This is a genomic window from Bradyrhizobium sp. USDA 4538, assembly GCF_024171045.1.
GTDB classification, from domain to species: Bacteria; Pseudomonadota; Alphaproteobacteria; order Rhizobiales; family Xanthobacteraceae; genus Bradyrhizobium; species Bradyrhizobium australafricanum.
In genome coordinates this window covers 6,221,496-6,235,653 of sequence record NZ_JALJZE010000001.1, presented here as the reverse complement: position 1 = coordinate 6,235,653, position 14,158 = coordinate 6,221,496, and the positions used below count along the sequence as shown (strand labels likewise).

The window sequence follows — 14,158 nt, the reverse complement described above, 5'->3', positions numbered from 1 at the left end:
TCCGGAGGATGCCGTCAGACGGCCATGTGCTCGTGAACGAGCGTGTCGGTGAGAGTGGCGATCGGCCCAGACGCCACGATCTGCCCCTTCTCGAGCATCGCGAAGCTGTGAGACGCAAAGCGAACGAAGTCGATGTTCTGCTCGACGAGGACGACGGTGAGCCCCATCTCGCGATTGAGGCGAACGATGATGCGCTCGATCTCCTCGACAATCGACGGCTGGATCCCCTCGTTCGGCTCGTCGAGCAGCAACACCTTCGGGTCGGCTGCGAGCGCGCGGGCGATCGCGAGCTGTTGCTGCTGCCCGCCGGAAAGCAAGCCGCCGGGCCGGTCGAGGTTCTCGATGAGATAGGGAAACAGCTCCCCAATGAAGTCCGGCACCACACGCTTGCCGTCGCGGCGGGCAAAGCAGCCCATCAGGATGTTTTCCCGTATCGTGAAGTCCGCGATGATCTCGCGCCCCTGCGGCACGTAGGCGATCCCGGCGGCGGCCCTCAAATGCGTCGGCCTGGCCGACAGATCATCGCCATTGAGGACGATCCGCCCGTCGGCGTGATCCGTCAGCGCCATGATTGTCTTCAAAAGCGTCGTCTTGCCGGTGCCGTTCCGGCCCACGACGCTCGTCACCTGTCCCGCCGGAATGGTAAGCGACAAGCCGTGGAGAACGTGGCTACGGCCATAGAAACTGTCGATATTGGAAAGCTGGAGCGTCACGACAACCCCTTTGATCCGAGATAGGCCGCGCGGACCTTCGGGTTCGCTTCGATCTCCGAAATCCCGCCCTCGGCCAGAACGCGACCGAGATGAAGAACGGTGATCCGCTGCGCAATCTCGCGCACGAAGCCCATATCGTGCTCGACCACGAGCATCGTGTGCTGCCCCTTCATGCCGTTGATGATCTCCGCGGTTCGCATCGTTTCCGCTTGCGTCATGCCGGCTGTCGGCTCGTCCAGCAGGATCACTTTTGGGTTCTGAACCATCAGGATTCCGAGCTCGAGCCATTGCGTCTGGCCATGGCTGAGATCGGCCGCGGCAGTATTGATCTGGTCACGGAGCCCGATCAGCTCGATCGCGCGATCGACCTTCTCGCGCGCGATCGCCGGATGGCCGAAACCGAGGTTCGCCATCACGCTGGTGCGTCGGCAACTCGCGACCTGGAGATTCTGCTTCACGGTCAGGTCGCGAAAGACGCTCGGGATCTGAAATTTCCGGCCGACACCTGCACGCGCGATCAGGTGCTCAGGCCAGTTTGTGATCTCGGTATCGTAGACCCAGACGCGCCCTTCCGTGCTCGGTGTCTTTCCGCTGACCAGATCCATCAGCGTGGTCTTCCCGGCCCCGTTCGCGCCGAGCAGAACACGAAGCTCCCCGTCATCGACGGTCAGCGAGACGTTGTCGACCGCCTTGAAGCCACCGAAGTTCACGCCGAGTCCGTCGATCGTGATAGCGACCGCCGACATCCTCAAGCCTCCTTCGTTTCGGTGACAGCCGCGCTGGAGACCGGAACGTGAGCAACACGCGGCTTGCCGCGCGCGACCGCGCCAAGCCGTCCGATCAGACCATGCAGGAGCCCACCGAGACCTCGAGGCAGGAACAGCACGGTCAGCACAAAGACCAGGCCAATGATCGCTTTCCAGGCTCCGACCAGCGTCTCCGTTTCACTGATGCCGGCCTCCATCATATTGATCAGAATTGCTCCGACGCACGCGCCCAGGATCGAGGCACGGCCACCCACGGCCGCCCAAACCACCATCGTGACGGAGAAGGCGAGATCCATGAAGGTCGGCGAGGCAAACTGCGCGACGATCACGTAGAGCATGCCCGCCAGGCCGGCGATCGCCGCCGCCACGCAGAAGAAGAACGTCTGGTAGAGCGAGACATCGAAGCCGAGGTAGCGAACGCGCCGCTGGTCGTCCCGCGCCGCCTGCAGCACCAGACCCGCCCGGGTCTCCACGATCAGGCGGGTCGCCACCAAAGTCACGGTCAGGATACTCGCTACCAGCCAGTACGTGCCCTTGCTGTAAGGATCGAACTCGAAGCCGAAGATCTCGAGCGAGGCCAGGTCCGTAAGCCCGTTAAATCCACCCGTCACCGGCTGCGCATCCACCAGCACGAGCCGGACGAGGAGCACCAGAGCCAGCGTGATGATCGAGACAAAGGGCCCTTCAATCCGCTTGCGGAATACAATGATGCCCAGCAGCGCCGCCACGATCACCGGCAGCGCAATTCCCATGATGAGCCCGACGCTCTGGTGCTGGAACGGCAGCCAGAGAAACGACGCCTTGTTGATGCAGCACAGGTCGGTCGGCGCGCCGGGCTCCGCATTCCAGAGCATGAAGTCCGGCACCGGCTTGTCCGCGCCCTGCTGCAGGCTGGTCGGACTCGCCAGCTTCAACGACATGGCCAGCATGTACGCGCCGAGCCCGAAGAAGAGCCCCTGCCCGAGATTGAGGATACCGGCATAACCCCACGACAGCGCGATCGCGATGCCGAGCATGCCATAGACGAGGAACTTGGCGATCCGGTTCAGTCCGAATTCGTCAACGAACAGCGGCACCGCGAAAATTGCGGCGATGAACAGCGCGTAGGCGCAAAGTGTCAGCTTGCGATCGAGAGTCATGGAGCTCAGCGCCGTTTGAACGAGAAGAGCCCTTCGGGCTTCAGAACGATGACGAGAATTACGGCCGCGAACACCACGGCACGCGCCAGGATGTCGTTGGTCGCCACGGCGACGAGCGCATTGGTCTCGCCGAGAAGTCCGGACGCCATGATCGTGCCGACGAGGCTTCCAAGCCCGCCGGTGACCACGACCATGAAGCCGTCCACGACCATGCTGGAGCCGAGATCGGGCGAGACCCCCTTGAACCCGGACATCATGACGCCGGCGACACCGGCCAATCCCGAACCGTAAGCGAAGGTCAGCGCATTGACCTTCCTCACGTCGATGCCGCACGCGGCCGCCATTTTCGGGTTGCGGATGATCGCGCGGACCTTCATCCCGAGCGAGGTCCGATACATGATGAACCAGGTCAGCGCCGTGAGCACCACGGTCACAAGCACGATGAAGCCGCGATAGGCGTTGAGTTCGACGCCCGCGATGTTGACCGCCCCCTGAAGTTCAGCAGGCACTGCGACGTTCTGCAGACCGGTCCCCAGTCCGTCGATGTGGATTCCCAGGAACGTCAAACCGAACTCGAGCCGGATCGCCTGCTGAATCAGCATGGAGACTCCCCACGTCGCAAGCAGCGTATCGAGAAGCCGTCCGTAGAGGCGGCTCACCACCAGACGTTCGATGATCCAGCCAAGGGCTGCAGCGGCCAGAAATGCGAGCGGTAACGCCACATAGAAGCTGGTCTTCAACCAGATCCCGGAGAGCACGGCCACGTAGGCCCCCGCCATCACGATCTCGCCATGCGCCATGTTGATGACGCCCATGGCGCCATAGGTGATCGCAAGACCGAGCGCGACCAGCAGTAGAATCGAGCCCAGGCTGAGGCCGATGAAAAGAACGTCGATCATGAGGCGTACCGCAATCCAGCACCTGCCGCTGCGAGGGTCCGTGAGGCGGCGATCGCCTCACGGGTTGAATGATGAGCTCAGATCTTGAGCTTCGACGTATCGAGCCCCTTCGAGGTGCAGAAGAGATTCGATTCGGTTTCGCCATAGGCGAAGTACGGAAGCGGCTTGATCGGATGCGGATAGGCATCGACCACCTTGCTCTGGCCGTCCGCCTGCCACTGCCCGATGCGCGGGGTCAGCCAGCAATGCAGATTGTCGGCGTCGATCGTCACCGTGCCGCCGGGCGCCTCGTAGCTCTCGCCGGCGATGCCGGTCCGGATCCCCTGTGCGCTGAGATCCTTGGTCTTCTCCACCGCCTGCTTCCACAGGAACACCTGGAAATAGGCGGCTTCCAGCGAATGGTAGGTGACCTGCTTCGGATCGTTGACGAACTTGCGGAAACGCTCGATGAAGCTCTTGTTGCCGGGCATGTCGAGCGACATGAAATACGGGAACGAGGTATAGCTGCCGGCGGCGTAATCCGCGCCCATGGCGGCGATCTCGATCTCCGACGTCACCGTCGCGCAAATCGGAATCTCGGTCTGCGAGATGCCCTGGTTCTTGAATTCCCGATAGAATGCGATGATGGAGTCGCCGACGACGTTGGACAGCACCACGTCCGCGCCCGACTCCTTGATCTTCTTCACCATGACCGCCCACTCGGAATGGCCGAGCTCGAGATATTCGTCGGCCACCCATTGGGCGCCTGCGGCCTCGATCAGCTTCTTGGAGACCTTGGCCATCTCGCGCGGGTAGATGTAGTTCGAACCGACGATGAAGAACTTCTTCTTGCCCAGGGTCTTCACGATCCACGGGATGTAGTTCGCGAGCTGATGGTTCGGCACGGCGCCGGAATAGATCACGTTGCGCGAGCACTCGAAGCCTTCGTAATGGGTCTGGTAGAACAGCATTGCACCGCGCTTCTCGAAGATCGGCAGCACAGCCTTGCGGCTCGCCGAGGTGTGGCAGCCAAAGACCGTCATGATCTTGTCCTTGACGATCAGCTTGGAGGCCTTTTCGGAGAACGTCTTCGGATCGGACGCGCCGTCCTCGACGACCACCTCGACGGGACGACCAAACACGCCGCCCGCGGCATTGATCTCGGCGACGGCCATCGAGACGCCGTTGGCGAGAAGCTTCTCCGCCACGGCCAGATTGCCTGTTTGCGAATAGAGCGCGCCGACCTTGATCGGTTCGGCGGCAAAGGCACGGCTCACGATCTGCGGCGCGGCAAGACTGGCCGAGCCGAGTGCGGCGGCTTTCAGAAGATGACGGCGACTTACGTTCATAGAACTTCCCCTGTTTCCAAAAGTCGATGAAAGCGGAAAAACATCCGTCTCCCTTCGTCCCGCGCCGGCAAACTTCCGCCAGCACCCGCCGGGATCAAGGCGAGCGCCATCGGTCGAACAAACATGTCGACGTGACGATCATCTCGAGGTGAATGGGCTGACGGCCTTGTCAGCAGGCAAACAAAAAACCCGCACCATCCTCGGTCAGAGGACTGGGCGGGCTTCATCGCCGCAGTGTAACGCGGCTTGCGCGCTACACACCTAGAACATGGCCTCAAGGATTGAGGGGATGCGCCAGGAACATCTGTTTCAGATGTTGCCGGATACAAGCATCGTTTTTTATCTAACGCAAGAGCGTTTCGGAATTAATGACCGCGTTCGCGATCTCGTCGATCGGAAGACGCTGCGCCATCGCCTCCTGACGCAACTTCGCGTAGGCATCCTGCTCGTTCAAATTGTTTGCCGCCATCAGAATCGCCTTGGCGCGCGCGATCTTCTGATCGCCGAGAACCTTCCTCTTGTACTTGCGCGCCTCCTTCAAAAGGCGTTGCCGCTGCAGCCAGAGATTGCGGGCAATGGCGAGATTGGTGAGCAAGCCAAACGGCTTGATCGGTCGCTCGATCACGGACAACGCCCCGCTCTCGAGCACCATTTGCAGCATCGATGGATTCTCGTAGCTCACAATGGCGAGGATGGTCGGCGGCGGATTCGGCATCGACCTCAGCAATTGCCCGATTTCCTCGCGCGCCTCGTCTTCCATCGAGAGAAAGACGATATCGCATCCCTGCGGCACCGACGGCGGCACCGGCCACAACAGGTTCGCCATGCACCCGATGCGGCGCAGATGCTCGACAAGCCGTTCGCCATCGGCATCGAATGGATGAATCACGGCGACATCGAGATCGCGAAGGTCCTTGAGAAGAGCGACAGACATGGAGTTCGGCCTCGCTCAGTAGGACAGTGCCCATGCACTCCCCGATTCGTGCTGGAAGCGGACTTCCAGCATGAACGGGTCGGGTGCCACCCTCACGCCGGCGTCGTGAACGACGCGATAATTTCCGGTGGCATCGACGCGTGCCACGCGCGGCCATAGATGCGTGTGGTTGGTGTTACCGTCGATCCGGACCGGTCCTTGCGGCGCGTCATACTCCACTTCCCAGAGCGACCGCAGCAGCTCTTCGAGATGATCGCTACGACTGCGCTCCAATGCCGCCGCGAAGAGGTGAACCGAGAAGTAAGCCGCTTCCGCCGGCGCCGTCACCGGCCAATCGTTCCCCACCCGCTTGTGATAGGCCGCAACGAACGCGCGGGCCGCCGGCGTATCGACGGACTGAAAGAATGGCGCCGCCGTGACGTGGCCTTCGGCAACATCGGGCCGCATGAGAACGACGTCGGCCTCGCTGGTCGATTGACTGGCGATCGGAAGCTGCCGGCCGTCAAATCCGGCCTCCTTGAAGGCGGTGTAGAACGGCACGATGCCGGCGCCGACGATGGTGGAGTAGATCACGTCGGGTCTGGTGGCGCGCACCCTGTCGAGGATCTTTGCGATGTGGCCGGCGGTCAGATTGAGCGGCACATACATTTCTTCGACCGAGTGACCTCCGGCACCCGCAAACAGGTCCGCGATGATCCGGTTCGATTCGTAAGGGTAGACGTAATTCGACCCCACCAGAAATACGCGACTGCCGTGGTTCCTGGTGAGATAATCCACCAGCTGAACCGAATTCTGATTGGGAGCTGCGCCGGTATAGATGCAGTGGCGCGAATACTCGAAGCCCTCGTAGAGCGTCGGATAGAACATCAACGCGCTCCGCGCTTCGACGATCGGCAGCATCGCCTTTCGGGTACTCGACATGTGCCCGCCGAAGATGACGCGCACCCGATCCTCGTCGAGCAACTTCACCGTCAGCTCGCGGTAGCGGGACGGTGTCGACGCGGGATCGTAAGCCACCGGCTCGATGCGCCGTCCGCAGACTCCGCCCGCGGCATTGATTTCATCGATCGCAAGAAGCGTAGCCGCCCGCTGCGTGCGCTCGATCGCACCGGTCACTCCGGTCTCAGAAAACAAGACACCGACGCGCCAAGTCTCCATATCCATCAGCGTTCACCCAAAAAAAATGGTCCCCGTCCCCCTTAGCAGAGGTCGAGAACCACACTGTTCGCGTTCAGGGCGATCTCGACCATGCGAGCCGCATCCAAAGTATGTCAGAGGCCGGGACTCGTTGCAATGCAGCAACCGTAAAAACTTCGGCCATGACGAATGCGAGCCGCCGCACGAAATACGACGGGCGTCCAATTCATCGCAGGAAGGACCTGCGGTCGGACCGAACCGCGGCAGCGACCGCCTCGAGCACCACGCGGACGCGGCGAAGTCGACGGGTATCATCGTGGACAGACATCCAGTAGCTGCGCGTTGCCTGGAATTTGTCCCCGAGCAGAAGCTTCAACCCCGGTCGCTCGCGAGCGAGATAACGCGGCAGGACGCCGATAGCCGCGCCGCTGACCACCGCGTCGACCTGTGCGATCACACTGCTGGTGCGGATCGTCGGCACGACTTCCACACCGTCACCCAGGTCAAGAAAGTTGAGCTGCTGGGTAAAAAGGAGCTCGGCGATGTATCCGACGAAGACGTGCTTCCTGAGATCCTGCAGTGACCTCGGACGGCCCATCCGCTGGAAGTAGATATCCGAACCATAGAGGTCGAGCGTGTAGTCGGTCAGCTTTTGAGCCGCGACCTGTCCCGCCACCGGCCGGTCAAGCGTGATGGCGATGTCGACCTCGCGTGCCGCCAACGAATAGGTCCGCGGCAAGGCGACCAGTTCGATTTCGAGCTCGGGATGCGCGGCGGACAACAGGAAGATCTTGCTGCCAAGATATCCGGCCCCCAGCCCTTCGGGCGCACCAATCCGAACGCGCCCATTCACCACTGATTGCGTATCGGCCAGTCCGGCGATGTCGCGCAGGATGATCGACTCCAGTTCCTCCGTGATGTCCGCGAGCCGGCGGCCATGCTCGGTCACCGCCGTCCGCCGCCCCGCCCTTTCGACCAACGGCATCCCGACCGACCGCTCGAGGCGGAGGACACGACGTCCGACCGTTGAATCGTCGATGCCGAGCAGTTTCGCGGCCTCGGACATCCGGCCGCTCCGCGTCACCTGGAGGAAGACTCGCAGATCATCCCAATCCATTCGGGGCTCTCGCATTTTTGCAAATAGAAGTCGCAGTTTCGGGCATTGAGAGCACAAATCCGCCATGCCATCCAGCGGCAACATTGCGCGGAGAGAGAAGAGAGGCCTGATGCGGATCGACGGGGATTTTGACTATGCGGTTGTCGGTGCAGGCACCGCAGGCTGCATCGTCGCAAACCGGCTGTCCGAAGACCCGCGCAACCGCGTCCTTCTGCTCGAAGCAGGCGGGAGGGACAACTGGATCTGGTTTCACATTCCGGTCGGCTATCTGTTTGCCATCGGAAATCCGCGCGCCGACTGGATGTTCAAGACGGACCCGGAGCCGGGATTGAATGGACGCGCGCTGGCCTATCCCCGCGGCAAGGTGATCGGCGGCTCGTCCGCGATCAATGCGATGATCTCGATGCGCGGCCAGGCAGCGGACTACGACGGATGGCGTCAGCTCGGCTTGGAGGGCTGGGGCTGGGATGATGTGCTGCCGGAATTTCGCAATCTCGAAGATCACTTCATGGGCGCGAGCGACCTCCACGGCACGGGAGGCGGCTGGCGGATCGAGCCGCCGCGCGTGTCGTGGCCGGTTCTCGACGCCGTGGCGACGGCCGCCGAGGACATGGGCATTTCGCGCAGCCTGGATTTCAACACCGGTGACAACGAGGGCGCCGGCTACTTCCACGTCAACCAGAAGCGCGGACGACGATGGTCCTCTGCGCGAGGCTTTTTGAAGCCGGCCTTGAGCCGACCAAACCTCCGCCTCGAGACCAATGTCTGCGTGGACAGGCTCCGTATCGAAAACCGTCGCGTGACCGGCCTGCGTCTGGTCCGAGACGGTCAATCCGTCGATGTCGCTGCCAAGCGGGAAGTCATCTTGTGTGCCGGCGCGCTCGGCTCCGTGCAGATCCTGCATCGCTCCGGCGTAGGACCCGCCGACTGGCTCCGCCCGTTGGGTATCGAGATTGCGCTTGATGGTCCGGGCATCGGACACAACCTGCAGGATCATCTTCAGCAGCGCGCGATCTACAAGGTCAGCGGCATTCGCACATTGAACGAAACGTACCATTCGCTTGGCCGCCGCGCCCTCATGGGGCTCGACTACGTCTTCCGCCGGCGCGGCCCGCTCACCATGGCGCCTTCACAGCTCGGCATCTTCACCCGATCGAGCCCCACGCATGAGAGAGCCAATATCCAGTTTCACATCCAGCCTCTCTCGCTCGACAAGTTCGGCGAACCGCTGCACCGCTTTCCTGCGATCACGGTCGCCGCCTGCAATCTTCGGCCGACATCACGGGGCACGGTCCGGATCGAGTCCAGCAGCCCCAATGCCCCGCCACGCATCGCGCCAAATTATCTTGCCACGCCCGAGGACCGGCTCGTCGCGGCGGACGCCATTCGGGTCACCCGCACGCTGATGCGCCAGCCGGCGCTCGCTCGTTACGCACCCGAGGAATTTCTGCCCGGCCCGTACGTCGCCGACGATGACGTGTCACTCGCGCACGCTGCCGGCGACATTGGCACGACCATCTTTCATCCGGTCGGCACCATCAGGATGGGGCCCGAGGCGGATCCGCTGTCACCGCTTGACGCGCGCCTTCGCATGCGAGGCATCGACGGGCTCCGGGTCATCGACGCCTCGATCATGCCCACCATCACATCGGGAAATACCAACACCCCAACCGCAATGATCGCGCGCAAGGGCGCCAGCATGGTGCTCGACGACGCGCATCGGTCCCGCATCGCCTAGCCGCCATTCGTTTCATCGAGGAGACTCCGCAAATGACCCATCCCGTTCCGCATTTCATCAATGGCGCCCCGGTCGCGTCTTTGCACGGCCGTGCCGCGCCGATCTACAATCCTGCGACAGGCGAGCAATCCGGGACCGTGCCGCTTGCCGGCGCCGACGAGGTCGCTTCGGCGGTCGCGGCCGCACGGACCGCCTTTCCCGACTGGGCCAAGTCTCCGCCGCTGCGGCGCGCGCGCATCCTCAATCGTTTCCTCCGTATCCTCGAGGAACGGCTCGATGAGCTCGCGGCCGTGATCACGTCAGAGCATGGCAAGGTTTTTTCCGACGCAAAGGGAGAAGTACAGCGCGGAATGGAAGTCGTGGAGTTTGCCACCGGCGCCCCACAGCTTTTGAAGGGCGAGATCACCGAGAACGTCGGCACGCGCGTCGACAGTCATTCGTTCCGCCAGCCGCTCGGGGTCGTCGCGGGCATCACGCCGTTCAATTTCCCGGCGATGGTTCCGATGTGGATGTTTCCGGTGGCACTTGCCTGCGGCAACACATTCATCCTGAAACCCTCCGAGAAGGTTCCCTCCGCGTCCATCCTCCTGGCGCAATGGTTGAAAGAGGCCGGGCTGCCGGACGGCGTGTTCAACGTCGTTCACGGCGACAAACAAGCGGTCGACGCGCTGTTGACGCATCCTGATGTCGCAGCGGTGAGCTTCGTTGGCTCGACACCTGTCGCACGATCGATCCACGAAACTGCAACTCTGCACGGAAAGCGCTGCCAGGCCCTGGGCGGTGCCAAGAACCATATGATCATCATGCCGGATGCCGACATGGACCAGGCTGTCGACGCGCTCATGGGCGCGGCCTATGGCTCGGCCGGCGAACGCTGCATGGCGATTTCGGTTGCGGTCCCTGTCGGCGAGACGACGGCAAAGACCCTGATCGAAAAGCTCGTACCCCGGATTCATGCGTTGAACATCGGTCCAGGCATGGACCCGGAGAGCGAGATGGGTCCGCTTGTCAGCCAGCAACATCGCGACAAGGTGCGAGGCTACATTGATGCCGGCGTCGCCGAAGGTGCGACGCTGCTGGTGGACGGTCGTGAATTTCGCCGCCAGGGTTACGAGAATGGCTACTTCATAGGCGGCACACTGTTCGATCGCGTCACACCCGACATGACGATCTACCGCGAAGAGATCTTCGGACCGGTCCTCGCGGTCGTGCGCGCTTCGTCCTATGACGAGGCCGCCGCCCTGATCAACGCGCACCAGTTCGGCAATGGCACCGCGATCTTTACGCGCGACGGCGACGCGGCACGCGAGTTTGCCAACCAGATCCAGGTCGGGATGGTCGGCATCAATGTGCCGATTCCTGTTCCGATGGCTTTCCATTCATTTGGTGGCTGGAAAGCCTCCCTGTTCGGCGATCACCACATGCACGGACCAGAAGGCGTGCGGTTCTATACCAGGTTGAAGACAATTACGACGCGCTGGCCGACTGGTATTCGCAGTGGCGCGGAGTACGTGATGCCAACGTTGGGATGAAGGGCAAGCGACCAAATAGCGAGGCAACCAAGACGTGAGCTACAGGCACCTGATGCGGGCATCACCGTTGATCGACTAGCAGCAGCTGAAGGTTCATAGCCAACATTGGCGCGTCGTCAGAAAGTTCACAGGTGGGGGTATCGGCCGTGCGGTACTCGTCCGCGAAGTACCTTCGTTGTCGGACACCCGCTTTTGGCGGACCGATGGATGCTCCGGTCGCCGTTGTTGGGATGCACCGTGGTGTGGCGATGCCACGAAAGATGATGGTCGGCACTTGAGGCCTGCCATCCGCGATTGATTTTGATTCAGCTCCCGTGGCCGATTCGGCGCCGGATCCGATGACGCGAACGTCATCGGAGGCAGGTTGGAGCGTTCGCATTTGCTGCGATTTCAAAGCGTTGCAAAGCCGAGCCGCACTGCAAAGTGCATTTCGGGACCACCCGTGCTCTTCAGCGTGGCCAAGTGTCCAAAATCATCAAAGAGAGCCCAGTTGAGACCAAACCTGCGGATAGCTTTGCCAACAAATTTGAACCGATGACCTTCAGGTTATAAGCCTGACAATTTCCGAAGCGCTATTCGACACGCTGGCCCGCGCGCCAGCCCATCTCCCAGAAATCTGCCTCGAGACGAGTAGCTTCCTTGAAGATCGCAATCAGCTCTGCCTCGCGGGCCGGGGTGGCGTAGAGATCAGCGAGACGTTCCAAGTGTGCTCCCGCTTTCGCCGCGACCTCTTGGTATGGCTTGCCAGCGTACTCGGCAATCCACACGCGATAGGGGTTCGTCGCAGCGTTCGCATCGGGTTGTGCAGCCAGCCGCTTCGCGATCTCCGCGTACCCGATCACGCATGGGGCCAGCGCCACTTTGAGCGCCAGCAGATCGCCGCGCATTCCAGCATCCAGCACATAGCGAGTATAGGCTAGCATCTCGGCCGCCGGAGGGGTCTGTTCAAGGTCGCTTGGGGACAGACCCCAACCGGCACAGAGTGTCACATGAAGGTTCATCTCGACATCAAGGATGGCCGAAAGACCGGCCGCTGCTTCACGCATGTCGGCAAGCTTGGGCGATTTGTAGACCGAGAGCGCGTAGGCGCGCGCGAACTCGATGAGGAACAAGTAATCCTGAGCAAGATAATAACGAAATGCCGGTTCGGCGAGCGAGCCGTCCGCCAATCCGTTCGTGAAGGGATGCTCGGTGTAGGCGCGCCACTCAGCAGATGCCTCTGTCTTTAGACGCTCCCAGAAACTCACGTTATGTTTCGCCTGGCTTGTCATGAACCGCTTTTGATTGCTTCCCATAGCCTGCATTGTGAGGCTGACCTTGGCCGGCCGCGGCGATCTGCCGGCACGCTGCCGTATGGAGGTCGCTTGCCGTCGATCGCTGGGCTTGAGTGCGTTCTCACGCTATCACCTACAGAACGCAACGTCCTGGTCCAAGATTCGACCACAGACATTCCGCACCAGTTTCGCGCCAATAGCAACCCGCACGAAGGGCGGCGAACGTGGTCGAATTCGACGAAAAGGCAGGAAACTTTACAGCGGCGACGATTGTCCCACGCTCATAACGGTCTGGTTGCAGGTTCGAGTCCTGCCGGGCCCGCCAACGAGATCAATAGCTTACTTCGTTCTCGTTGCCCGCAGCGCGACGACCGCACCAGATACGTGCTGTCTTCGTTCACACGAAAGTTCGCAACGGCGTCAGGCAAGCTCACCTGCTGATGAGTGGACGCGACAGTGCCATCCACGATCCTCGCCTTCGGCCGACGGAGAGGCACCGACAGCAGCAGTCTCTCCCTTTGGCGGTGAAGTCGGCTATCTCCGGCAAAGCGGAAGTCAGCCATAACGCCAATCAAGCCCGCTAAGGGCCAGTAGCAGACATGCGGCGCGATGCGGTGACCAGATCAACATGGACGAGGTTGACGGCACCCACAGGCGCAGGCCGCAAACGCGGACGGTCCTCAAGGACGCGCAATGAGCAACGGCTGCACGTTTGCGCCGCCTGCCATCAGGGGATTCGACGGCTCGAAGCGAGCGCGCAGTTCTCGCTGCTGGACGAGCGAGCGTGCAACAACAAAGGCGTTCTTCAGGCTTCTGGCTTGCCGGAGTGCGACATTGAAAAAGGCGTTGCCGAAGTAGGTCCACTTGGCTTTGTCCCGACAGCCGAACGATGAATGGTCGGCATCGGCCGCGGTGATGACCAACGTATCGGGGTTCGCGAGACGAGGGATAAAGACCCCGGAATAACAGGCAGAGATGACCACCACCTTGTATCGCATGCCGGTCCGCGCCAGCATGGCGGCGAGATGGGACGGCGTGAGCGTTTGCGTAAGCCGCCCGGCTTTGATTGCAAGCCCGTCGGGGGAGCCGTGCGAGGTGAGAATCAAGAACAGAACATCATTCGCGGCGTCCATCCCATTGGCCGCCGCCTGCAAGGACTTAGCCAGGCCTTCAATCGTTGCACCTCCGCCTTGCTTCGAATTGAATTGCACGTTGACTGGGCCGCTCCCGAAACGACCCGCTACGACCTGTGCTGCGCCGGTCGCCTCGCTTCTAAACACGCCCTGATCGCCGAAAAGGCCGAACGACACCACGCTCACCTTGCGAGCGTCCTCAACGGCGTGCACCGGCGAAGCCAACGGCGCGACGGTCAAAACAAAAGCGACGAGCGGCGCGCCAAGCCGGCTGATCCAAGAGCTGATCCAAGAACTGATCCAAGTGCCGATCCAAGTGCCGTTCCAAGAACCACTCCAAGACTTGCACGCCATGGCGAACCTCGTTTGGTGATCGCCACCTAGCATATGGCGATTCAAGTTGACGGCATTGCGCCCCGGTTCAGCGATTCCTTACCGCAACCCCGC

12 protein-coding genes are annotated in these 14,158 nt (G+C 61.7%); 2 read left to right on the top strand and 10 right to left on the bottom strand.

From position 1 onward, the window contains the following. Positions 1-14: 14 nt before the first annotated feature. The 8 genes from urtE to J2R78_RS28210 form a co-directional block, all read right to left on the bottom strand. Positions 15-713, bottom strand: a complete 699-nt coding sequence (gene urtE, locus J2R78_RS28245; protein WP_253607649.1) for an urea ABC transporter ATP-binding subunit UrtE — start codon at positions 711-713, stop codon at positions 15-17. Beyond that, positions 710-1,459 carry an urea ABC transporter ATP-binding protein UrtD gene (gene urtD, locus J2R78_RS28240; RefSeq protein WP_253607648.1) on the bottom strand — a complete coding sequence of 250 codons (750 nt, stop codon included), beginning with the start codon at positions 1,457-1,459 and terminating at the stop codon, positions 710-712. Before urtD ends, urtE begins: the two co-directional genes overlap by 4 nt. A 2-nt stretch (positions 1,460-1,461) precedes the next feature. Beyond that, positions 1,462-2,619: an urea ABC transporter permease subunit UrtC gene (gene urtC, locus J2R78_RS28235; RefSeq protein ID WP_253607647.1), complete on the bottom strand. Its 1,158-nt coding sequence runs from the start codon at positions 2,617-2,619 to the stop codon at positions 1,462-1,464. A gap of 5 nt (positions 2,620-2,624) precedes the next feature. Further along, on the bottom strand, positions 2,625-3,518 hold the full coding sequence (urtB, locus tag J2R78_RS28230; protein ID WP_253607646.1) for an urea ABC transporter permease subunit UrtB: 894 nt from the start codon (positions 3,516-3,518) through the stop codon (positions 2,625-2,627). 77 nt (positions 3,519-3,595) lie between these two features. Then, on the bottom strand, positions 3,596-4,846 hold the full coding sequence (locus tag J2R78_RS28225) for a transporter substrate-binding domain-containing protein (protein ID WP_253607645.1): 1,251 nt from the start codon (positions 4,844-4,846) through the stop codon (positions 3,596-3,598). 343 nt (positions 4,847-5,189) lie between these two features. Further along, complete coding sequence (locus tag J2R78_RS28220) at positions 5,190-5,780, bottom strand: ANTAR domain-containing response regulator (protein ID WP_092083068.1); 591 nt, start codon at positions 5,778-5,780, stop codon at positions 5,190-5,192. Between the two features lie 15 nt (positions 5,781-5,795). Beyond that, entirely contained in the window at positions 5,796-6,947 is a 1,152-nt protein-coding gene (locus tag J2R78_RS28215) for a transporter substrate-binding domain-containing protein (RefSeq protein WP_253609930.1), read from the bottom strand. A 196-nt stretch (positions 6,948-7,143) separates the two neighbouring features. After that, entirely contained in the window at positions 7,144-8,034 is an 891-nt protein-coding gene (locus J2R78_RS28210; RefSeq protein WP_256558673.1) for a LysR family transcriptional regulator, read from the bottom strand. Positions 8,035-8,143: 109 nt separating this feature from the next. Between J2R78_RS28210 and J2R78_RS28205 the strand changes: the two genes are divergently transcribed. Both J2R78_RS28205 and J2R78_RS28200 read left to right on the top strand, forming a co-directional pair. Further along, complete coding sequence (locus J2R78_RS28205) at positions 8,144-9,772, top strand: GMC family oxidoreductase (RefSeq protein ID WP_253607643.1); 1,629 nt, start codon at positions 8,144-8,146, stop codon at positions 9,770-9,772. A 32-nt stretch (positions 9,773-9,804) separates the two neighbouring features. Further along, positions 9,805-11,304 carry a CoA-acylating methylmalonate-semialdehyde dehydrogenase gene (locus J2R78_RS28200; protein WP_253607642.1) on the top strand — a complete coding sequence of 500 codons (1,500 nt, stop codon included), beginning with the start codon at positions 9,805-9,807 and terminating at the stop codon, positions 11,302-11,304. 572 nt (positions 11,305-11,876) lie between these two features. Here the strand turns inward: J2R78_RS28200 and tenA are convergent. Beyond that, positions 11,877-12,551: a thiaminase II gene (gene tenA / locus J2R78_RS28195; protein WP_253609929.1), complete on the bottom strand. Its 675-nt coding sequence runs from the start codon at positions 12,549-12,551 to the stop codon at positions 11,877-11,879. Between the two features lie 707 nt (positions 12,552-13,258). Further along, positions 13,259-14,065: a C13 family peptidase gene (locus J2R78_RS28190; protein ID WP_253607641.1), complete on the bottom strand. Its 807-nt coding sequence runs from the start codon at positions 14,063-14,065 to the stop codon at positions 13,259-13,261. Positions 14,066-14,158: the final 93 nt, after the last annotated feature.